The sequence below is a fragment of the Agromyces sp. NPDC056523 genome (assembly GCF_042794545.1).
Taxonomy (GTDB): domain Bacteria; phylum Actinomycetota; class Actinomycetes; order Actinomycetales; family Microbacteriaceae; genus Agromyces.
Map to the genome: position 1 here is coordinate 1 of NZ_JBHTTM010000004.1, position 22143 is coordinate 22143.

A 22143-nucleotide genomic window follows, 5' to 3' on the forward strand; every position below is an offset into this window, starting at 1 on the left:
GCCCGGTCCTTCACTTCCACTGGGTACTTCTTCTGCGCCGGCATGACATCACCCTTTCGTGAGATCAATGCCTCCACCAGACCCGGGGCGGTTCATGACGCGAAGAGCCGCGACGACCTCACCACCGTCGCGAAAGCGGAACGGATCGCCGCAGCCAGGTCCGGCACCTATGGCCGCCCAGCGGCTCGTCGACCTCGGACACCTGAAAGTCGGGCCCACCATGGTCGCGATCACCTTCTTGTGATCTTCCTCACCGATACGAGCGTTCGCCTCGGTATCAAGTCGCCGGTCTCGCTCATCGCCTTGATCAACGACCACCTCGGCAAGCCCGTCGGCGGGCTCGCCTGCTTCGGCGTGTTCCTCATCAGGCTCACGCTCTCGGTCGGCAACGCGGTCGGCTCGGGGCGCGGCATCCGTCATCGGCTCGACCAGCGCGTGGCCGATCTCGTCGAGCCGGGCCTGCGTCTCGTGCACCTCGGTGAAGTGGGCGCTCAGCGTCGCGTACGTGCTCTGCTCGCCGTCGAGCTCGGAGAACTCCGAGAAGTACCCGATCGTCGTGCCGAGCGTCACGTCGACGGTGCCGCCCGACGGCTCCCGCCGCCCGAGCACCAGCTCGAGGAACGTCGTCTTGCCCGTGCCGTTCTTGCCCATCAGCCCGACCCGGTCGCCGCGGCGCAGCTTCAGGTACGCCTCGCGGAGCACCCAGGCGCCCGTCGAACTGCATGCTGACGTCGTTCAGGCGGATGCGGCTCACGGGGGTCCGAGTTGGCGCGCGCGGCCGGGGATGGCGGCGATACCGGCGGGCGCGGGCGCCGCGGGCCAGGCCCATCCCTACCCGCCGCTCAGCAATCGATCGCCACCTGATCATGTCGTCGCGCGTGAGGGGCCATCCGCTCTGCAGGTCGACGTGTTGTCGCTGTACCGCAGGAACATGCGCATTGGCCACGGTTTGGCTTCAGGACAACCGGCCCCGCCATCACCGAGCCTCGCCAACCCCGGCATGGGGCCGGCGATGCCGGATCGGAGGAGTCTCAGCCGACGTCTCGGGCGACGTCACCGCTTCCAGTGACCGCCATGCTCCGCGCAGAGCAGACCTGTCGTGCGACACTTCGAACACGTCAGGTTCGAGCGACCACCGCGGCAGGCGGGGCAGTCGTGCAGTGGTCGGAAGCACTTCTCGCACTTCATCTCGTCTCCTTCGGTCACGCGGCTGCCTGGCGTTGCCCTTCGGCGACTCTCACGTTCGCAGCCGCGCGATCCGGACGATACCCCCCATTTTGGGCGTGGCTCACGCCAACGTGAGTCCGGATAAATGGGGTCAGGGCCTGTTCCTTTCGAGGGCGGTCGAGTGCGCCGAAGCTTGGGTGCAAGTGGGCGCGCCGGGCCGCGGGAGGGAGCGGAGCTTGAGCGGACCCAAAGGGTACAACTACGTCGTGCAGTCCGCGGAACTCGAGCGACGACGCGTCGTGGAGGACGCTCGTGGTCGATGCCGAGCGTCGTGGGAACGCGCGCTCGTGGATATCGCCGAGGCCGGCGAGTACGGACGTCGCGGCCTTTCGGTCGCGGAGCCACCGAAGATCGACGCCGGGACGTCGTCGGCCGAGGCCGAAAGGATCGCGGCCGAGTACGCGGAGACGTGCCGGTCCGTCGCTGCCGCCCGAGATGAGGCGCGCGTGGATGCGATCGCGCGGGCGTTCGCGCGGCAGCTGCCTGCGAGCCTCGCGGGGTCCGACATCACGATCGACTGGTCGAGCGGGCGGGCCGACCGCGAGGCGAGCTCGGACGTGTCGGCCGGTGTGCTCGGGCATGCGACCGCTCCCGGCGCAGCCTCCGACGCCCACGCCGACCGTGACCGTCTGGTCGAGCGCATCCTCACCGGCCTCGTCGAGATCGCCGACGCGACGAAGCGCAACGCGTGGTTCGACGAGGCCAACGCGCTGCTGGATGCGGGGGCCGACGGCACCTCGGCCACGCGGCTCCTCCGCGCCCTGGAACGTGAGGTCGCGCGGGAACTGCGAGCCCAGCGCCACACCGAACGCATCCGCGCAGAAGCGGACGAGATCGCGCTGACCATCGCCGCGATCGACTCCCCCACTGCAAGTCGTGCGCGTGCGTCACTCAGCGTCGCCTCCGACCGCGACGGCCTGCGGGCCGCCGCTGAGCTCGCCCGTGCGGCTCGCGCCGAGCATGTCGACCTCGAGGAGCGCCGTTTCGTCATCGAACAGACGATCGAGGCCCTCGCCGAGCTCGGCTACGACGTCGAGGGCGAGTTCCGCACGACCGCCTTCGAGGGCGACTTCGCGGTCGCGACGAAGAGCGGGCTGCCGGAGCACGCCCTGCAGGTGCGATTCGTGGGCGACCGGATGCTGACGAACACGGTGTCCCTCGTCGGCGGCACGAGCAGTGCCGCTGATGTGGCCGCCGAGGACGAGACCTGTTCGGATCTTGCGGCGGTGGAGGCGCGGGTGCGTCGGCACGGCGTCACCCTCGAGCGCCGTCACGCCACCCCGTCCGGAGCCGTCCCCGTCGAGCGACACCTGGAGCGCACTGCGACCGACCGCGCCGCGATCTCCCGGCGTGCGGAGGCTTCGCGCGACCGGGCCCGTCCCCACGGCGGACAGGAGCGGCTCCGATGAGCGGAGCGACGGGTTCCGGACCGTCCACGGAGCGCGGCACCGCCGAGCGCGCCGGTGTCCTCGAAGCGCATGACCGGGTGGCCGGCTTCCCCTCGTGGCTCGTGTACGTCGATTCCGTCCTCCCCGCGGCATCCGTGTTCGTGGTGCACGGAAACATCCGCGACCTTCATCTCGTGCCTGGGCCGAATGGCGCGCCGGTGCTGACCCGCACGCCGTACGCCATCCGCGAGACGCTTGCGCGGAGCGGCCTGCCCACAGTGCTGTACTCCTCTCCCTTGCACGGAGTCACGGCGCTCGCGGGCTCCGACCCGCAGGCCGTCGAACGGGTTCTCGGCTCGCAGGCGAGCACGCCGGACGCCTCGCCCGCGGACCAGGACGGCGCGAGACTCGCCTTCACCGCTGTCGCCGAGATCGCCCAGCGCATCTCCGGGAGCAAGGCGGACCCGTGCGCGCTCATCATCGACTACCTCTCGCAGGCGGCGGACACGGACGCCGCCGGCGATCCGCGGGCCCTGTTCCTGGCGCTCCTGCGCGCCGCGAACGAGGGCGAACCCATCCGGCGGCCGGGCGGACCGCGCCCGCTGCTCCGGAACCCCGTGTTCCTCCTCGTCGACCGACCCGCCGATCTGCCGGCGTGGCTGCTCAGCGGGGACGGGATCCGGCAGGCCCCCGTGCCGCCGCCGAGCTTCACCGAGCGCGCGCGGGCCGTCGGCAGCCTCCGCCACGTGATCTTCGCAGACGAGCCGGCCACCATCGACGACGCAGCAGAGCAGGAGGTGATCGCCAGCCGCCTCGTGGAGGCGACGCACGGGCTCAGCCTCCGCGCACTCACCGAGATCGTGCGGCTCCGCCAGGACGCGGGCATCCCCGCCGAACGGATCGAGGACGCCGCCCGGCGGTACCGGAGCGGCATCATCGAGGATCCGTGGCGCGATTCCGGGCTGCACCGTCGCATCAGCAACGGCCAGTCGGCTCTGCAGGGCCGGGTGAAGGGGCAACCGCGCGCGATCCGACACGCCCTCGACATCCTCGTACGCTCGGCCAGCGGAATGACCGCGGCACACCGTCGCGACCGCGGCAGCGGTCCACGCGGAGTCATGTTCTTCGCCGGACCGACCGGCGTCGGGAAGACCGAGCTCGCGAAGGCGGTCGCCGAGCTGCTCTTCGGCGACGAGTCGGCGTACGTGCGATTCGACATGAGCGAGTTCGCCGACGCCGCGACCGATGCCCGCCTCATCGGATCACCCCCGGGATACGTCAACCACGACGCCGGCGGGGAGCTGACCAACGCGGTCCGCGAGCGGCCGTTCTCGGTCCTGCTCTTCGACGAGATCGAGAAGGCGCATCCGCGCATCCTCGACAAGTTCCTGCAGATCCTGAGCGACGGCCGACTCACCGACGGATCCGGCGACACGGTGTTCTTCAACGAAGCGCTCATCGTGTTCACCTCCAACCTCGGCATCGGGCTCGAGGGCACGCGCGCCGAGGACTCCGAGGCGGACGGCGCGCAATTCGAGCGGAACGTGCAGGCGTCGATCCACGACGCCTTCACCACCGGCCTCAACCGACCCGAACTGCTCGGCCGGATCGGCGACAACATCGTCGTCTTCGACTACCTCACCGACCCCATCGCTCGGGAGATCGCCGAGGGCTACGTCGACAACGTGCTCGAGCGGGCCCGGCGAGAGCAGCGCATCTCGCTCGAACTGCCCGACGCGGTGCGCCGAAGCGTGATCGACCGCGCCGTCGCGGGCTCGAGCCTCGGCGCGCGCGGCATCGGCAGCAACCTCGAGACGGGATTCGTGAACCCCATCGCCAGAGCCGTGTTCGGGCTACCGCCCGGTGCCACGCGAACGGTGGCATCGGTGACGGAGGACGAACGCGGCATCGTGACAGCGACGCTCGTATGAGTCCGGATACCATCCGCATCGCGCGCTTCGCCGCACCGGTCACCGTACTCGGCCCCGGCGTGCGCGTCGCGGTCTGGGTCCAGGGGTGCACGATCGGATGCCACGGCTGCGCCTCCGTCGACACCTGGTCGAGCGACGCCGGCACGAGCGCGGACATCGAGGTCCTCGCCGCCGACCTCGCCCGCACGGCGGCCGAGGTCGGCGCCACCGGGCTCACCGTGACCGGCGGGGAGCCATTCCAGCAGCCGGACGAGGTGACGCGGCTCATCGACGCCACACGACGGAGATGGGACCGCGGAGCCGAGATGGATGCGCTCGTGTTCACCGGCTACGCCGCAGCCGCTGCGCGTCGCCGCGCCCCCCGGCTGTGGGCCGTCGCCGATGCCGTCATCGCCGGGCCCTACCGCCGCGATCGACCGAGCCCGCACCCGGTGCTCGGGAGCGCCAACCAGACGATCGAGACGAACACCGCCCTCGGCGCCACCAGGATGGCGAGGGTGGCGCCGGCCCGGCCGGCGATCCAGGTCGCCGTGGACGACGGAGCGGTGTCGCTCATCGGCCTGCCCGACCCGGGCGACCTCGATCGCCTGCGCGCGAAGCTGGCTGCCCGTGGCATCCGCCTGCCAGAAGTCAGCTGGGATGCAGAATCGCCCGACGGCGGGCGGGCGCGCCCATGAAGCACGAGTGCGGCGCGTCGATCGAGCCGGGCATGACCATGTGCCGGTGCGGTGAGCTGCTCATCTGGGAAGGCGACATGCTCGAGACGGATCGGCGGGCCTTCGGCACCGAGACGCGCGCCCAACAGTCGGAGCCCGCCACGCCGTGCGAACTGTGCGAGCGTCCGGTGCCGGCGGATGCCGCGGCCTGCAGCTTCTGCGGGATGTCGGTGAGCCCACGTGCTGCAGCGGGCGCGGCGAATGCGGCGAACCGGATCCTGGCCACGGTCACGCTGCCGGACGGCGCGACCGTAAAGCTCGGCCCGGGACCGCTCACGCTCGGCCGCCTCTCGGAAGACAACCGCGTCGGATCGGCGCTCGACCGGGACGAGGTCTCGCGGCGACATGCGCGGCTTTACCTCCGAGACGGGGCGGTCTGGATCACCGATCTCGACTCGACGAACGGCACATGGCTCTCCGGTCGGGAGATTACCGACGAGGTTCGGCTCGAGGCGGGCGACCACCTCGTCGGCCTCGGCCGGCGCGTCACCGTCACGGTGCACGTCCCCCGAGAGCTCGGGATGAGCTGACGGGCCTGGGGAAGAAGGAGGACGGCATGGCGGCAGCGGATCGCGAACGGCTCACCGAACGGGAAGACCCGTCCGACCTCGCTCGGGACCGTGGGACGACGGTCGAGCCTCACTCCCGCTCGAAGGCCGCACCGGGGAGCGCCGACCTCGATCGTGCGACCACAGCGGAGCCCGGTTCGACCCCGGGCCGACCGCGCGGGCGTCGCAAGTACACGCTGCCCGAGCACCTCGTCGAACGGTACGACTACGAGGCGGACATCAGCGCCGGTTCGCAGGCCGCGGTGCTCCTGTGCCGGGATCGGACGACCCGCGAACACGTCGCGGTCAAGCTCTATCTCGACGCGAACGGAATCATCGATCCGAGCGTGATCGACGCCCTCGCCGACGGCGACCGCAGGCACATCGTCCCGTCCAGGCTCGAGCACGCGGACGGTGAGCAATGGGAGATCATGGAGTACTTCCCGCTCGGCTCGCTGCAGGACCTGCTCGGCGAGCGCGCCGGGACACCACAGGACACCGGGCTCGTCAGGGAACTCGTCGAGGAGCTCACCGAGGCCGTCGACTACCTCCACCGCATGGACATCGTGCACCGCGACCTGAAGCCGGGAAACGTGCTCGTGCGCAGCCTCGAGCCGCTCGACCTCGTCATCGGCGACTTCGGCGTCTCGATCCAGACCAGCGCGACCGCCGCCGCGACCGTGCGGGGCACGTGGGCGTACTCGCCGCCCGAGGCCTTCTTCGGTGAGGTGTCGAAGCGCGGGGACTGGTGGCCGGTGGGCATGATGGCCTTCGAGCTGCTGATGGGACACCACCTGCTCGCCGATCCGTCGTCCGGCCTCACGCCGAACAACGAGAACATGCGCTTCATGATCGGCCGCGGGGACTTCGATCTCGCCGCGGTGAGCGACCCCCGATGGCATCTCCTGTTGTCTGGTCTGCTCACGGGGGACGCGGAGCGCCGTTGGGGCTCGGCCCAGGTCCGCGAATGGCTTGCAGGCGGCTCGCCCGCCGTCGCGCGCAGCGGGTCGGGCCCGGTGTGGGAAGCACGGCTCCCCGGCATCAAGCCGTTTTTCGTCGGCGGCGTCGGCTATACGGATCCGGTGGAACTCTCCCGCGCGATGGTTCGCGAATGGCAATGGTCTGTCACGAAGCTCGCGGGCCGCGGCATCGAGGAGCTCCGCACGTTCCTGACGGAAGCGAGGGTGCCGGACGAAGTCATCGCGTCGATCCTCGCGAGGTCGTCCCCCAGCCTCACGCTGCTCGCGATGCAGGGCGTCTTCCTTCCCGGCGCGGCCCCCGTCTTCCAGGGCCGGAGCCTCGACGGCGAGACGCTGACGGCGACTGCACTGGCCGCGCAGGCCGGGGATGCCGGCGCCGGCGAATGGATCCGCGAGGTGCGACGGCTCCGGGTGTTCGGCGAGGCTGCGCGATACATCGACGACGACGCCGCGCTCGGTTGGGCCGACGAACTGCTCAGCCGGTGGTGGGACGACGTGCAGTTCTGGCGTGCGGCATTGGAACAGGTGCCCGACGTCGAACCTCACCTCGGATCGCTCCGGACCTCGTGGGAGGGAACGCTGCTGCTCGCCGCGTTCGACGAGGCTGCGGCCGCGTCCGCCCGGTCTCGTGCGGTCCGTGAGGGAGAGAGGAGCACGCACATCCCGGAATGGACCGTCGCGCTGCGCGACGCGGCCCGTGCGCTCGACCCGGACGATGCCGCCGGCACCGGCACGGCCGTCGTGGCGCTCAGCGTGCTCCCCGTCGCCCGGGACGTCGAGACACGAAGGCGGAACGCGGAAGAGGAGGCGGAACGGGCGCAGGAACGAGCAGCCCGAGCCGAAGAGAAGCGGGCGCGCGCCGAGCAGAAGCGGGCGATGCTGGCCGACCGAAGGGCGCGCAACGGGCCAGCATTCCTGAAGCGGCTCTGGGCGGTGGGCCTATTCATGCTGGCCGCTGGTGCGCTGTCGGCACCATCGTTGTTCCAGGGGGACTCGAGCGGGTCGACCTGGGACATCGCCCGTGCGGCAGGGGTCAGCGCCGGTGCCAGCGCCGTTGCGCTCTCCGGGGTGGTGTTCCTCTGGGAGACCTTCGTCGCACCCGTCCGACTTCAGGCGAGGGGCACATTGCTCGCCTCGGGCCTCATCGTGTCGGTCGCACTCTGGTGGGTCCAGGCCGTCGGATGGTTCCCCGCCGTACCCGTGACCAGCGCGACGTGGTGGATCACCGTGCCCTTGGTGCTCGGCGCGTTCTTCGGGTTGGCCGTCGCGCTGTCCGCCGTCTTCGGCGGGCGCCCGAGTCTCGATCAGGAACGCACGGGCAACGAGTCACTCTGGCATACCTCCGGCCCGGCGCATTCCACGGGCATGCGGCACATCCTCTCCGCCGTCGCCGTCCTCGCCGGCGTCGTGTCGGTCGGGATCGGTGCCGAACTCCTCTATATGAGCACCAGCGGCCAGGGCGCGAAATCCCTCGTCTCGACCATGGCACCGCCCTGGGCGGTCGATATCGGCAACCGGGTCGACGGAGTGCTTCCGGATCTGCCCATGGGCGGCGGACCTGGAGAGGCCTTCCTGATCGCCGTCGGCGCGTGCTGCGCCACGCTGGTCATGACGCAACTCCAGCACGACCTCGCCCGGCGCTCGGCCCCGCTGGCGATCGTCGCGGTCGTCGCCGCCGTCGTATTCGGTCTCTACGTCGTGCTCGCCTCGCCGTGGCCGCTACTGCTGGCCCTGACGGTGGTGGTCGTCGTCGGGTTCGGCGTCATCGTCGTGGGCCTCATCGCCTGGTTCGCGCTGAGTCTGCTCTCGTGAACGGCCCCGCTGCTCCGCAGTGGCGGTTCACACTCGCGGCAGCCACCGACCGCGGACTCGTGCGTGACGAGAACCAGGATGTGGCACTCGCCGACGGCTGGTGCAGCACGACGGACCGGGCCTTCCACGATCTGGCCTTCACCTTGAGCCGGGCGATCTCCTGCGCGGTGATCGATGGCATGGGCGGACATCGCGGCGGAGCGCTTGCCGCGTTCCTGACCGCGCACGTGCTGGGCCCTCGCCTCGCCGACATCCTCGATGCCGAGTCGTCGGACGCCTTGGCTCAGCGCACGCACGAGTTCGTCTCGGACGCGGGCGACGCCCTCGGCACGCCGCGAATGGGCGCCGCGTTCGCTGCCCTCGTCATCGGGCCCGACGGGTACCAGATCGCCAACGTAGGCGACTGCCGCGTCTACCGAGCGACGGAGGGGGTGCTCGGCCTGCTCTCCGTCGACGACGTCGGCATGAGTCGAGCCGATCCCGCTCGCCAAGTGCTGACGCAGTCGATCGGCGGCGGCGGCCGGCAGCAACTCGACTCGCACTGGTTCGCCGGGTCATGGGTCCCCGGAGCACGGCACCGATTCCTTCTCGCGAGCGACGGCCTCGCGGTCGTCGATATGGCGACGGTCACCGCGATCGCGCAGCGCCGGGACATCCGCTCCGTGGCATCCGGTCTCATCAGGGCGACTCACGAGGCCGGTGCGCCGGACAACGTGACGGTCATCGTCGTTGAGGTTGCACCGTTCGACGAGGACGCCGGAGCACGGTGACCGTCCTTGGGTGACCTGCTCTCGGCCGGGCTCGTGCTCGCCTGCCTCATCGGCGTCTTCTTCCTGCTGCTGGGAGGGATGCGACGAAACGGGTACGCAGCGAAGACCCTCCGAGGCGTCGGTTCCTACCGAATGCCGGAGAACAGCGGTCGCCTGGCCGGTGGCGTGCTCGCCGTCGCCGCCGTCGCGGGCGTGCTCGAGTTCACCGGCGCCGACATCTCCGCCTCGGTCGCGGTCGGCGCGCTCACGGGACTCTCCTGCACACTGCTTCCGCTCGGCGTGCTCAGGCCGGTGCTCGAGGTGATTGGCGTCGTCGGCGGCAGCGCCGCCGTCCTGGCTTTCGTGACCGGAGACTCGTGCGTCGGGCTCGCGCCGCAGACCCGGATCATGATGGTGATGGTACTCGCCATCGCGGCGCTCGCCGGGGCCGCGCTGGCGTTGCTCCGCGGCGGAATCAGGTCGGTGAGCGCGCTGGCGCTCTTCGCAGTCGTCGAGATCTTGACGTTCCTCGCGTTCCCCTTCGGCGTGCCGATGTTCGCGGAGCATGCCGCGCTCGCCCCCGTCCTGATCGGTGTCGCCGGACTCCTCGGTTTCGTCGGCTCGCTCGCGCCGGGTGTCGTGATCGGGCTCGGCGCGTTCGGAGTGACCGTGGCGACCGCGTTGGTGTCGGCGGGCTACGGGAGCGCGTGCGCGGCCGGAGGCGAACCCGCGCTGCTCCTGGGGATCGGTGCCTGCGCCGCCGCGTACCTCGCCGTTCGCGCAGTATTCGGCGGCATGCGACGCAGGTAACCGGGCGCGACCCTCAGCAAGCGCATGTGCTCGATCGGCATCGGGCAGCCTCGGGCGCCGGCTCCGGCCCGCGCCCGCAGCTATGGGTCGGTGTGCTCGTGCTCGGCCGCAGTGTTGGGGCTAGCAGGTGGAGATCCACGGATGTACTATAAACATAGTAACCCGCACCGACGAAGGAGTCGTCATGCGTGCACCTGAGCCTCGCCGTCACTCGATCGCCGCACCGGCGGATCTCGCACCGCCGCTGCCCGAGGCATCCGGGTTCGAGCACCTCATCGTCGAGACCCCGGGCCTGCGCACCCACGTCGCCATCGTCGGCGACGGTGAACCCGTCGTCATGCTGCACGGCTTTCCGCTGCATTGGTGGCAGTGGCATCAGGTCGCGCCGCTGATCGCCGAGCAGGGCTACCGCGTGATCTGTCCCGACCTTCGCGGTGCCGGCTGGACCGAAGCCGACGACCCCGGCATCGAGCGAGAGACGCGACTGCATGACCTGCTCGCGCTCTTCGAGACGCTCGATGTCGAACGTGCGCACCTCGTCAGCCACGACATGGGCGCGATCACCGCGATGCAGCTCGCCTACGCCCACCCCGAACGCGTGGGGAGGGCGTTACAGCTCTCGGTGCCGCCCGGATTCATCTCGTTCAGCCCCAGGCTCGTCGCCGCCTTCCGGCACATGCCGAAGCTGCTCTGGCATCGCCCCGGGAGTTCGCTCCGGGGCGTGTGGGCCGATCAGTACAACGCGAGACGGACGCCGGAGGCGGAGATCGACGCGCACCTCGCGCCCATGCAGCGTCCCGCCATCGACCAGGCGGTCCGCGCGCTCTACCGAGGCATGGTGATCCCCGAGTCGATGCGGCTGAGCCGTGGCGTGTACAAGCGGATGCGCCTGACCGTACCGACGCTCTTCGCCTTCGGCCGGGTCGACACCAGGTTCGAGGAACCGCTGATCCGCCGCCTCTGCGCGAACCCCGAGCGGTTCGCCGACGACGTCGAGTTCGCGTTCGTCGACGACGGGGGCAAGCTCCTCCCCGCCGAGGCTCCCGACGCGGTCGCGAACCTCGCGCTCGACTGGATCCGGCGAGCCGACTGAGCTCGGTCCGCCGACCCCGACCTGCGGATACCACGGCGCACGGATGCCACGGCGCCACGCGCGCCCGTGGGAAACTCCTCGACGTACCCGACGTGAAAGGCGCCGATGGCTGCAGCAACCAGGGAGCGAGCCCTCGAGGCGGCGGTCGAGGTCCTCGGCACCGACGGGGTGCGGGCACTCAGCCATGCGCGCGTCGATCAACGGGCCGGGCTGCCCGCCGGGTCGACCTCGAACTGGTTCCGCACCCGGCGGGCCCTGCTGGCCGGCATCATCGACTGGATGGCCGAACTCGAGCGCGCCGACTTCGCGCCCGAACTGCTCGAGCAGCCGACGCCTGACTCGATCGCCGAGGGAATCTGCGCCGTGCTGCTCGTGCAGACCGGCCCGGCCGCGACACGCACCCGGGCGCGCTACGCGCTCTTCGTCGAACTCGCGGCCGACCCAGAGCTCCTCGAACCGCTGCGCCGCCAGCGTCGCGAGTTCGAGCAATGGACCGACGGGCTCGTCGCCGCGGCCGGCATCCCCGACCCCGTGCCGGCGGCACGCGCCCTCATGGCCCTCTGCGACGGCCTGGCCCTGCACCGACTCACGGTCGACCCCGAACTCGACGTGCGCCCTGCGGTCGAGCGCGTCGTGCGCGCGCTCGCGGCGACATCCTGAGCCAGGGTCGGAGGGCGAAGACCATCTTGCAGCCCGAGAGGCTGGTCTGAATACGCCGCGCCCGTGCGCCGGCCCGCCGTCGTAATCCGTTGTGGTCGTGGATCGAGGTCTGCCATAGTGAGCACCATCACGCCAAGGCCCGCTGTTCTCAGGGATCGAGGTACGGGTATGACCCCTCATCCACAGAGTCACACGAGGGAAGCGCCGTGCGTTCGGCTCGTGTTCATCGATCCCGCTCGGGCCCGGTCGACTCGAGGGGCAGGAGCATGAGCCGCGCGTACTTCTGGGTCGCGACCATCCTCGCGGTGTATTGCTGGCTGATCCCGGTGGCATGGCTCGTCGCGCCGTCTGTGCCGCTGACGTCGTGGGGTTTGGAGATCGAGCCGGTGGCGGCCTGGTTCGGTCTCCGCGCAAGCGTGGGGACCGCCGGCTTCGGCGTTGCACTTTTCCTCGTGCGCCGCGAGCCTCCGTCGCGCGGGCGCCTCGCGGTCAGCGTCGCCTTCATCGCTGCCTGGCTCACCTGGGCCGCCTACGGTGTGTACTCCGTGATCACGGACGCAGCGGGCGTTGGGCTGCTGGCGACGGTGGGCGTCGAGATCGTCGCGGCCGCCGCGCTCGCGTGGGCGGAGTTCGGGACACGGCGTCGTACCGAGCGGAATGCGCCGGCCGTGGACGGGCTCGCGCACACCGGGGATCGATGACCTGCCAGGACTGGATGCTCGGCTGAGCACCCCACGGGGACAGCCCTGTGTGCTCACACCGTGTGCAACCGGCCCTCGCCCGACCGCGTCCGCCCCGTGACTACGAAACCGTAGTCGGGAAGGTTGACTACGAAAACGTAATGGTCTATCGTGACTACGAATTCGTAGTGAACGGAGCCTGCGCATGAACTACCGCGGCCGTGTGCCCAACGCCGAGACCCTCGGCCTCATGCTTCAGCAGGGCAGGCTCGCACGTGGACTGAGCCAGCGCGACCTCGCCGCCGAGCTCGGGCTCACGCAACGCTGGGTTTCCGAGATGGAGGCGGGCAAGCCGGGCAAGCTCACCGAGCGGCTGTTCGCGATGCTCGAGGCGACGGGCGTGCGGCTGTACGCCGAGCTCGACGAGCCGAGCCGCGAGGACGAGGGCTCCCGCGACGAGGATCGCGCCGCCGAGGAACACGGCGATGCCTGAGCTGACCGTCGAGCTGTACGGCCAGGAGGTCGGCCGCCTGATCGGTGTCGACTGGCGACGGTTCGACTTCGAGACATCCGGCGCCGCGATCGAGCGGTTCGGGCTGGGCAGCACCCAGCTGTCGACATCCGTGCCGTTGGTGCCTTTCGGGAACCGATCGCACGTCGCACGGCGACGCAACTTCTTCGCAGAACTCCTCCCCGAGGGCGACCTGCTCGCCGACCTCGCCGCGCAGGCGCGCCTGCCCGAGTACGACGTGCTCGGCCTGCTCGCACATTACGGGCGGGACGTCGCCGGCGCGCTGCAGATCTACGACCCCGCCGCGCTCGGCGAGCCGCGCACGCCGTTCACCACTCCGATCGACGACGCCGGCATCGGCCGCCTGCTCCAGAGTCCCGCCGCACTCCCCCTCGGCAACGACCGCACGACCGGCAAGACCTCGCTCAACGGCGTGCAGCCGAAGGTCGTGCTCGCCCGCATCGACGACGGATGGCACCGGGTGCACGACGGGTTCCCATCGACGCACATCCTGAAGCCAGAGGTCGCGCGGTACCCGACGATGATCTTCGACGAGGAGTACGGCGCGCGCATCGCCCGCGCGCTCGGCCTCATCGAGTACGGCACGTGGATCGAGGAGTTCGGCGACATCCGGGCCCTTGTGATCGAACGATACGACCGGGCAACGGATGCCCCGACCGGGCGGGTGCACCAGGAGGACCTGTGCCAGGCGCTCGGCATCCCTCGCACGCAGAAGTACCAGGAGCAGGGCGGCGCCGCGTCGCTCGACCGTTTTCATGCGCTCGTGCGCTCCCAGGCCGGGCGGGACTCGGTCGAGCGGCTCGCGCGGATGGTGGTGCTCGCCGTCGCCGTCGGCAACGTCGACCTGCACGCCAAGAACCTCGCGCTGCTGCATCCGTTCGACGCCCCGACGACCCTTGCACCCGCCTACGACACCGTGCCGCTTCGCCACCAGCCGAACGACGGGCGGATGGCGTTCGCCGTGAACGGCGTGTATCGGCATGCCGACCTCACCATCGACGACCTCGAGGCGCAGCTCGGATCGTGGTCGGCCGCGGCAGGTGGGCTCGTTCGGCCCACGCTCGAGCGGATCGACGCCGTCATCGACGCGGAGATCCCGCATCCGACCGCCTATCGCGGGCTCCGGCGCGACCTCGCCGGCTTCGTGGCGAATCTGCTCGGGGGCCGGGCAGCGGGGTCGCCAGCGAGCTGAGACACGAGCGGCGCTGCCGCCCGAGCAATCCTTGCTGCGTCGGGGCCGATCAGCAATCGTCGAACTGCGCCGCGCTCGCCCGCACGCCGTCGAGTACCGCCTGCAGGGCCGGCGAGTCCGCCTGGCTGCGGCGGTGCACGGCCGAGACGCCGCGGGTCGACGCCGGCCGCACGGTCGGTATCGCCACGAGGTCGTCGGGCAGCGGCGGGCGTCCCATCCGCGGCACCAACGCCACCCCGAGACCGGCACGCACGAGCTCGAGGTGGTTCTCGAACTCCATCGATTCGTGCACGATGCGCGGCGCGTTCGAGACGCCGTCGAAGAGGCGCCGGAGCCACTGCCGGCAGATCGTCGAGTCGAAGGTCGCGATCCACTGCTCCTCGGCCAGGTCGGCAGGGGTCAGCTCGGCCCGGTCGGCGAGCGGGTGTTCGCGGCGCAGGATCACGTCCGCGACATCCGCGAACAGGGGCGTCTCGACCAGGTGATCGGGCATCGCCAGCGCGACCCCGCCCCACCGGTGCACGATGCCGAGATCGCGCTGACCCGACGCGACGAGCGCGATCGTCTCCCACGGCTCGCTCTCGCGCAACGGCACTCGCAGCTCCGGATGCTCCTCGCGCAGCCGCGGCAGCACCTCGACCAGCAGGCCCCGCACCGCGGTCGAGAACGCGCCGATGCGCACCTCCCCCGTGATCCGGCGGCCGGCCGCGCCATCCGCCCCCATCGCCTGACCGGTGAGGTGCAGGTCGGCCTCGATGCGCTCCAGGTCGGCGAGCACCGTCGCCGACGACGTGACGAGGTGACGCCCGGCATCCGTCAACACCACACCGCGACCCGCCCGCTCGAGCAACGCGACCCGCGTGCCGCGCTCGAGGCGCTTGATCTGCTGCGACACCGCCGACGGCGTGAATCCGAGCGCATCCGCCGCCGCCGCGACGCTGCCGTTCGTCGCCACCGCACGCAGCGCGACCACGGCTTCGAGATCGATCATGCAGCGATGCTACCGATTCGGGCAGAGAAATGGTCGCTGGTGATTCCGGATGCCGCGGGCCACCCTTGACCCATGACGAGACGCGACATGCTGCTGGCCGCGCTGGTGGCGACGATGTGGGGCTTCAACTTCGTCGTCATCGACTGGGGCATGGATGGCATCCCGCCGCTGTTCTTCGTCGCCGTGCGTTTCGCGGTGGTCGCCCTGGCCGTGGTCGTCGTGCCGCGGCCGCTCGCGAGCTGGAAGACGGTCGTCGGGGTCGGCCTCTTCATGAGCCTCGGCCAGTTCGCGCTGCTCTACACGTCGATCGCCCTCGGACTGCAGCCCGGCATCGCCGCGCTGCTGCTGCAGGCGCAGGTCGTGCTCACGATCCTCGTCGCCGCGCTCGCGCTGCGCGAGCGGCCGACGCGCCTCCAGGTCGCGGGAGTGCTGCTCGGGACGGTGGGGCTCGGCGTCGTGGCGTTCGGCCGCGGCGGCGACGCGCCCGCGCTCGCGGTCGTGCTGTGCCTGCTGGCGGCGCTGTCGTGGGCTCTCGGGAATGTCATCGCGCGGCGGGCCGGGCCGGTCGCGGCGGCTCGGAGGTTCGGCGCGCTGTCGCTCACGGTGTGGTCGTCGCTCGTGGTGCCGCTGCCCGCGCTCGTACTGTCGGCGCTCATCGAAGGGCCCGACGCCATCGCCGCCGGCATCGCCGCGTTCGGGTGGCGGCCGCTGCTCTCGACGCTGTACACCGCAGGCCTCTGCACGCTCGTCGGCTACGCGATCTTCAACGGGCTGCTCGCCCGCAACCGGTCGGCGTCGGTCGTGCCGTGGGTGCTGCTCGCGCCGGTGGTGGCGATGGCGTCGGCTGCGGTGCTGCTCGGGCAGGTGCCGAACGTGTGGGAGACGGTGGGTGGGGCGGTGCTCGTCAGCGGGGTGTTGGTCGCGAATGCACCCGTGCGGCGGAAGGCGGCGGCGCCGGCGGCATCCGATCTGGAGGCGGTTGGGTCTCGGTCTGGGTGACGCGGACTGATACAGCCATCTCGAAGGTCGACAGCGAGACGGATGCCGCGGGCCGACCCTGCGCAACCGAGCGAGACGGATGCCACGGGTCGACGCTGCACGATCGAGCAAGACGGATGCCACGGGCCGACCCAGCACCAGCGAGCAAGACGGATGCCACGCGGCCGACCCTGCGTAGTTGAGCCCGACGGATACCACGGGGCTGCCCTGCACGATCGAGCGAAACGGATGCCACGCGGTCGGACCGGCATCGTCGGCGGCCGGATCAGCATCGTCGACGGGAGCCGAGCCCGAGCCGCGCGCCATCCACTACACGCTGCTGGCGGCCAAGCGCGGGCTACCCTCTGAGGGCCGACCAGCGCGGCATCCCGAAGTTGGCTCCTACGCGACTCGTCCTCCACAGGCGGCCATCGGGCGGAGTTCTGCACAGGGAAACAGCCAGATCAGAGCCGATTTCCGACTCGATCGAATGTCGGTGGGTGGGTGCAGGATCGAAGCATGGAACAGCCCCCGGCCGCGCAGCATCCGCCCGGGGCGTTGTCTGCGCTTCAGCGAGATGTCGCAGCGCTGCACGAGGTGTGGGCGGGCGGATTGCCGGCGTGGGGCGCCGTTCGCGGGGGCGCGCAGGTCGAGGTCGAGCAGTTCAGCGATGCCGGGCTCATACAGGTCACCGATGCGCTGGGGAAGGTCCGGCGTGATGTCGATGCGATGCTGGCCAGGGTCGCTGCCGAGGTGTCGAAGCGGTCCGGGCCCGAGTTCGGCGATACCGGGTTCGCCAAGACGCACGGGTTCCACAACCCGACCCGCCTCGTGGCCGCGGCGACCGGAGGGTCGCACGGCGACGCGCGCCGGCTGATCGCGGTCGGCACCGCGACCGCCGAACGGCAGACCTTCACCGGGGAGCGACTCCCGTCACGGCATCGGCACATCGCCGACGCCCTCAAGTCGGCCGCGATCAGCATCGAGGCGGCATCCGCGATCACTACGATGCTCGACCGGGCGTCGAGGCGATCCGACCCCGATCGAGTCCAGGTCGTCGAGCATGCGCTGGTCGACCTCGCCGCGCGGGTGCCGCTCGAGACCCTCCTGCGCGGAGTGCGTGAAGCCGAGGCGCGGCTGGATCCCGACGGCGTCGAACCCCGCGAAGACGAGCTCCGCATGGAGCGCTCGCTGACCATGCGCGAGGACGGTCGCGGCGTGGTGCACCTGCATGCCCGACTCGACCCCGAAAGCGCCGCTCCGGTGAAGGCAGCGATCGAAGCGCTCGTCAGCGACGTACTGCGCCGACGCGAACCGGGCGGCGACCCGGCCGGCGACGGCGAGCCACACCCGGTCATCGACGACCTCCGCACGATCCCACAGATCCAAGCCGACGCGCTCGCCGCGCTCGCCCGCCACACCCTCGGCTGCACCCAGACACTGGCCCCGCTCGCGAAGACCACCGTGATCGTGCGCGTCGACCTCGACACCCTCGTCACCCAGCTCGGCCACGCCCGGATCGACGGGCTGGAACAGCCCGTCTCAGCCGGCACCGCCCGCCGCATGGCCGCCGACGCCGAACTCATCCCCGCCGTCCTCGGGGGCGAGAGCCTCCCGCTCGACCTCGGCCGAGCCGCGCGCCTGTTCACCAGGACGCAGCGGCTCGCGCTCGGCGAACGCGACGGCGGCTGCGCCTCATGCGGCCAGATCATCGGGTACGTCGAAGCGCACCACATCGACTGGTGGGAACGAGATACCGGCGCGACCGACCTGTCGAACGGAGTGATGCTCTGCAGCTTCTGCCATCACATGATCCACCGCGACGGATGGCGCATCCACGCGGGCCCGACCGATGTGTGGTTCATCCCGCCACCGCACATCGACCCGGCACAAGTCCCACGACTCGGTGGCCGTGCGCGATTCGAGCTGCGCGAAGACCGGGCGGCATGACGGGATTCGAACGCGTTCACCGTGCGCGTGGCGCTCACGCCGCACGACCCGCAACCGCGCTCGCCGGCCATCGCCGGCAGGCCCATCGTGACGCGGCGATCGGCACCCTCGCGTGCCGTTTCGCCGCCCGAGCCCGCCAACCGCCGATCGTTTTCACAGCCAACTCACGACCACCGGAGCCCACTCAGCGATATATCGTTGACATATCGTCGAGACCCGATCAGGGCCCCGTTCCAAGGAGGTCATCATGAGCGATTCGTACAGCGGCGGCGGCTTCGGCAGCTCCTCACCCGGGTGGGGCAAGGGCAACCCCGGGCAGGGGCTGTGGGACGCCATGGAGCAGTTGCGCGGCATGTTCGAGCAGAAGGTCGCGCCGCGCATGGGCAAGGGCGACGTCCGCGCGGCGGTGCTCGCGCTGCTCGCCGAGAAGCCGATGCACGGCTACCAGATCATCAGCGAGATCTCCGAACGCAGCGGCGGCGCGTGGAAGCCGAGCGCCGGCTCGGTGTATCCGACGCTGCAGCTGCTCGCCGACGAGGGGCTGATCACCGCCGAGGAGTCGAACGGGCGCAAGACGTACACGCTCACCGAGGCGGGCAAGGCCGAGGCCGAGGCATCCGCTGACCGGGCACCGTGGCCGACCGGGAGCAGCGCCAGCACCAGCGGGAGCGTGCGCCGCGACTTCAGCAACGCCGGGCCGCTCGCGAAGGCCGGGATGGACCTCGCCCAGGCAGCCGCGGCGGTGGGGCGCGGCGGCAAGCCCGAGCAGGTGAAGCAGGCGGTCGAGATCTTGGATGACGCGCGCCGTCGTCTCTACTCGATCCTCGCTCAGGACTGACCTCGGTGCCCTCGGCACGTCGGCGTCCGGGAGACTCGACGCCCGATGTGGGGAACACGCGCGCCCGCTACCGACGCATCCTGCGGTTCGCCGCGCGATACATCGCGCAGACCTGGTGGTACGAGCTCGTCCTGCCCCGCATCGGCTTCGGCAAGGTCGCCGCACGCGGGCGCGCAGCGCGGCTGACCCGCATCGCCGAGCGCTTCCACGTGCTCGCGGTCGACCTCGGCGGCCTCATGATCAAGGTGGGCCAGTACCTCTCGTCGCGGCTCGACGTGCTGCCGCCCGAGATCACGCGCGAGCTCGCCGGCCTCCAGGACGAGGTGCCGCCCGTGCCGTTCGACGCCATCCGACGGCTCGCCGAGGCCGAGCTGGGGGTGCCGCTCGAGCGCGCGTACGCGGAGTTCGAGCCGACGCCGCTGGCCGCGGCATCCCTCGGTCAGGCGCACCGCGCGCGGCTCGCGCCGATCGACGCCGCCGATATGGGGTACGACGAGGCCGTCGTCAAGGTGCAGCGACCGGGCATCGAGGCGATCGTCGACGTCGACCTGGCGGCGCTGCGCCGCGTCGCCGGATGGCTCAGCCGCGTGCGCTTCGTCGCGAGCCACGTCGATCTCCCCTCGCTCGTCGAGGAGTTCGCCGCCACGAGCCTTGAAGAGATCGACTACCTGCAGGAAGCCGGCCACGCCGAGCGGTTCGCCGCGAGCTTCGCCGGCGACCCGCGCGTCGCCGCACCCGAGGTCGTCTGGGAGCGCACGACGCGCCGCGTGCTGACGCTCGCCGACGTGACGGCGATCAAGGTCAACGACCGCGACGCCCTGCTGGCAGCGGGCATCGACCCGAAGGATGTCGCGAAGCAGTTCGCGACCGTCATGTTCGACCAGCTCTTCCGCGACGGCTACTTCCACGCCGACCCGCACCCCGGCAACATCTTCGTGACGCCGGTCGCACTCGGCTCGTCTGCTTCAGGGGCGACGGATGCCGCGTCCCCGGCGTACCGGCTCACCTTCATCGACTTCGGCATGATGGGCGAAGTGCCCGACGGACTGCGCCGCGGCCTGCAGCAGCTCATGCTCGCCGTCGCCGCGCGTGACGGGAAGCGCCTGGTCGACAGCATCCGTGGCGTCGGCATCCTGCTGCCCTCGGCCGACACGGCCGAGCTCGAGCGCGCGATGTCCGAGCTGTTCGCGCGCTTCGGCGGGATGGGCCTCTCCGAGCTGCAGCAGGTCGACCAACGCGAGCTGCGCGACTTCGCGATCGAGTTCAGCGAGGTGATGCGGGCGCTGCCGTTCCAGCTGCCGCAGAACTTCCTGCTCATCATCCGGTCGATGTCGCTCACCTCGGGCCTCTGCAGTTCGCTCGACCCGCAGTTCAACATGTGGGACGCCGTCGAGCCCTACGCCGCGAAACTCCTCAGCGACGAGCGCGGCAACATCGTGCAGGCGTTCGGGCAGCAGGCGCTGTCGTACGCGGGCACGGTCGCGCGGCTGCCGCAACGCATGGACGCGATCGCGGACCGCATCGAGCAGGGCCGACTCGTCGCGAGCTCACCGAAGATCGAGCAGCGGATGGTGCGGCTCGAGCGCGCGGCCCAGCGGATCGTGTCGGCAGTGCTGTTCGTCGGCCTCTTCGTCGGCGGCATCCTGCTTCGCCGCGAGGAGCCCGTGTGGGGCGTGGCACTCATCGTGGCATCGGTGATCCCGCTGCTGCACGCCGTGTTCGCCGGTCTGTTCGGCCGGCGCGGGCCGCGGTGACTGAGCTCCATCCTTGCGAGAGCGGCGCCGAGATCCTGCCGACGGGCCCACGGAGGCCCGCATGAGTCGCGTCAGCCCGGAAGGGCGAGGCGGAGCCATGGCGCGACTGAGCGGCAGCGCGGCGTTGATCCCGCTCCTCAGGGGATCACGATCGTCAACGGTGGGCCGTACGCCAATGTCTTGCCCTGGTCAGACTCCAGACGAAGTGTGACGTTGACGTTGTACTCGCCCGCGGCCTTCAGATGCGGAATCCAGATCTCGGCGCTTCCCACATCGCGCGGGGTGCTCGCGACCACGCGATAGCTGACCTTCTCGGCCGCCCAGTCGTCGGGCACGTTCACCCCGTCGAGTGACCACGTCAAGAGGAGTGGCACCCCCTGCAGTCCCTCGACCGACAGGTTGACCCCGACGCTCCATCCTGAAGGGTCGAGATCGCCCTCCGCATCGATGGTCGACTCGACTTCGTTGAGCACTTCGGCAACCCGGCTCGCCACCTCTTCAGGAGGGAGCGGCTTGCCGTTCTCATCGGTCGGCTGGACGCCGAGGATCGGGCTCTGGTGCAACTCCGCCGATTCGAAATTCCACTCTTCCAGAACGGGAAGCGAGGCCATCGTGTGCAGGTACGTCTCGGGCAGGACGAATTCGCGCGGCCCTCCGCCGTCTGAAGGAGGAGTGCTTTCTTCGGGCGTGGAAGGTGCAGACGTCTCCGGCGGATTCGTCTCCGGCGGATTCGTCTCCGGAGGGTCCGCCTCCGGCACGAGAGGGGTGACCGTTCGCGGTCGAACCGTGACGGGTTCCTCAGGCGGCAACGTCGGGTCGGGCTCGAGCGGCGCCAGCGTTTCCGGGGCAGTCTGGGACGTGTCCACTGGTGCCGCAGGATCCGACGCGGAAGCCACGAGCACCACGGCTTCGGCCGCGGCTGCGTCAGCGGGGGCCGGTGAGAGCGGGAGATCCACGCCGAACTGCTTGTCGGCGAACTCCTTGAAGGACGTTTGCCCGATCATGCTGACCGACTCGATCGTCGCGACATCTCCCTGGTCGGCGGGGAAGATCCGATCCCCCAGGCCGAACAGAGCGAGCACCGCACCGGCGAGCGCGCCGGCACCGAGCAGCAATGCCTTGCCCCGCCGGTACCACGGGACACGATCGGTATCGTTCGCAGCGCCTCGACGTGAAGCCGGTTTCGATTTGGCCCGATGGGCGGGCGCATGTTCCTGTGTCACGGATATCGCCACCTCGGTCTTGCGTGGGGATGCACTTGAGGCAACCTTGCCAGTCATGAGCTTGCCTCATCTTCCGGGCGAACCCTGATCG

Annotated in this window: 19 protein-coding genes; 16 read left to right on the plus strand and 3 right to left on the minus strand. The window is 70.5% G+C overall.

All coding sequences use genetic code 11. The annotated features are described in order from the left end of the window. Window positions 1–48: 48 nt before the first annotated feature. On the minus strand, window positions 49–702 hold the full coding sequence (locus ACFQ58_RS13315) for an ATP-binding cassette domain-containing protein (RefSeq protein ID WP_376951624.1): 654 nt from the start codon (window positions 700–702) through the stop codon (window positions 49–51). Window positions 703–1403: 701 nt separating this feature from the next. On the opposite strand from ACFQ58_RS13315, the gene ACFQ58_RS13320 reads away from it, so the two are divergent. The 12 genes from ACFQ58_RS13320 to ACFQ58_RS13375 all read left to right on the plus strand — a co-directional run bounded on the left by ACFQ58_RS13320 (window position 1404) and on the right by ACFQ58_RS13375 (window position 14318). Further along, window positions 1404–2636, plus strand: coding sequence for a hypothetical protein (locus ACFQ58_RS13320; RefSeq protein WP_376951625.1), 1233 nt, complete (start codon window positions 1404–1406; stop codon window positions 2634–2636). Further along, the gene (locus tag ACFQ58_RS13325; protein WP_376951626.1) at window positions 2633–4546 is read left to right on the plus strand and encodes an AAA family ATPase; all 1914 of its coding nucleotides are present in this window, start codon (window positions 2633–2635) and stop codon (window positions 4544–4546) included. Before ACFQ58_RS13320 ends, ACFQ58_RS13325 begins: the two co-directional genes overlap by 4 nt. After that, window positions 4543–5223: a 4Fe-4S single cluster domain-containing protein gene (locus tag ACFQ58_RS13330; protein WP_376951627.1), complete on the plus strand. Its 681-nt coding sequence runs from the start codon at window positions 4543–4545 to the stop codon at window positions 5221–5223. The genes ACFQ58_RS13325 and ACFQ58_RS13330 overlap by 4 nt, the downstream gene beginning before the upstream one ends. Continuing rightward, window positions 5220–5792 (plus strand): FHA domain-containing protein, encoded by a 573-nt coding sequence (locus ACFQ58_RS13335; protein WP_376951628.1) that lies wholly within the window; start codon window positions 5220–5222, stop codon window positions 5790–5792. Before ACFQ58_RS13330 ends, ACFQ58_RS13335 begins: the two co-directional genes overlap by 4 nt. A gap of 26 nt (window positions 5793–5818) precedes the next feature. Then, window positions 5819–8602: a protein kinase gene (locus ACFQ58_RS13340; protein WP_376951629.1), complete on the plus strand. Its 2784-nt coding sequence runs from the start codon at window positions 5819–5821 to the stop codon at window positions 8600–8602. Then, a complete protein-coding gene (locus ACFQ58_RS13345; RefSeq protein ID WP_376951631.1) occupies window positions 8599–9372 on the plus strand; it encodes a PP2C family protein-serine/threonine phosphatase in 774 nt (257 codons plus the stop codon). The genes ACFQ58_RS13340 and ACFQ58_RS13345 overlap by 4 nt, the downstream gene beginning before the upstream one ends. Window positions 9373–9378: 6 nt before the next feature. After that, window positions 9379–10161, plus strand: coding sequence for a hypothetical protein (locus ACFQ58_RS13350; RefSeq protein WP_376951633.1), 783 nt, complete (start codon window positions 9379–9381; stop codon window positions 10159–10161). A gap of 184 nt (window positions 10162–10345) precedes the next feature. After that, complete coding sequence (locus tag ACFQ58_RS13355; RefSeq protein WP_376951634.1) at window positions 10346–11254, plus strand: alpha/beta fold hydrolase; 909 nt, start codon at window positions 10346–10348, stop codon at window positions 11252–11254. Window positions 11255–11359: 105 nt separating this feature from the next. Continuing rightward, window positions 11360–11914 (plus strand): TetR/AcrR family transcriptional regulator, encoded by a 555-nt coding sequence (locus ACFQ58_RS13360; RefSeq protein WP_376951635.1) that lies wholly within the window; start codon window positions 11360–11362, stop codon window positions 11912–11914. A 266-nt stretch (window positions 11915–12180) separates the two neighbouring features. Then, on the plus strand, window positions 12181–12615 hold the full coding sequence (locus tag ACFQ58_RS13365; protein WP_376951636.1) for a hypothetical protein: 435 nt from the start codon (window positions 12181–12183) through the stop codon (window positions 12613–12615). Between the two features lie 184 nt (window positions 12616–12799). Further along, complete coding sequence (locus ACFQ58_RS13370) at window positions 12800–13087, plus strand: helix-turn-helix domain-containing protein (RefSeq protein WP_376951637.1); 288 nt, start codon at window positions 12800–12802, stop codon at window positions 13085–13087. After that, the gene (locus ACFQ58_RS13375) at window positions 13080–14318 is read left to right on the plus strand and encodes a HipA domain-containing protein (protein ID WP_376951638.1); all 1239 of its coding nucleotides are present in this window, start codon (window positions 13080–13082) and stop codon (window positions 14316–14318) included. Before ACFQ58_RS13370 ends, ACFQ58_RS13375 begins: the two co-directional genes overlap by 8 nt. A gap of 49 nt (window positions 14319–14367) precedes the next feature. On the opposite strand, the gene ACFQ58_RS13380 is transcribed toward ACFQ58_RS13375, so the two are convergent. Beyond that, the gene (locus ACFQ58_RS13380; protein WP_376951640.1) at window positions 14368–15309 is read right to left on the minus strand and encodes a LysR family transcriptional regulator; all 942 of its coding nucleotides are present in this window, start codon (window positions 15307–15309) and stop codon (window positions 14368–14370) included. 72 nt (window positions 15310–15381) lie between these two features. Between ACFQ58_RS13380 and ACFQ58_RS13385 the strand changes: the two genes are divergently transcribed. The 4 genes from ACFQ58_RS13385 to ACFQ58_RS13400 all read left to right on the plus strand — a co-directional run bounded on the left by ACFQ58_RS13385 (window position 15382) and on the right by ACFQ58_RS13400 (window position 20829). Continuing rightward, a complete protein-coding gene (locus ACFQ58_RS13385) occupies window positions 15382–16308 on the plus strand; it encodes an EamA family transporter (protein WP_376951641.1) in 927 nt (308 codons plus the stop codon). A gap of 498 nt (window positions 16309–16806) precedes the next feature. Next, window positions 16807–18237, plus strand: a complete 1431-nt coding sequence (locus tag ACFQ58_RS13390; RefSeq protein WP_376951642.1) for a DUF222 domain-containing protein — start codon at window positions 16807–16809, stop codon at window positions 18235–18237. Between the two features lie 247 nt (window positions 18238–18484). Continuing rightward, complete coding sequence (locus ACFQ58_RS13395; protein ID WP_376951643.1) at window positions 18485–19075, plus strand: PadR family transcriptional regulator; 591 nt, start codon at window positions 18485–18487, stop codon at window positions 19073–19075. A 47-nt stretch (window positions 19076–19122) separates the two neighbouring features. Next, window positions 19123–20829 carry an ABC1 kinase family protein gene (locus ACFQ58_RS13400; RefSeq protein ID WP_376951644.1) on the plus strand — a complete coding sequence of 569 codons (1707 nt, stop codon included), beginning with the start codon at window positions 19123–19125 and terminating at the stop codon, window positions 20827–20829. Window positions 20830–20966: 137 nt separating this feature from the next. On the opposite strand, the gene ACFQ58_RS13405 is transcribed toward ACFQ58_RS13400, so the two are convergent. Then, complete coding sequence (locus ACFQ58_RS13405; RefSeq protein WP_376951645.1) at window positions 20967–22109, minus strand: hypothetical protein; 1143 nt, start codon at window positions 22107–22109, stop codon at window positions 20967–20969. Window positions 22110–22143: the final 34 nt, after the last annotated feature.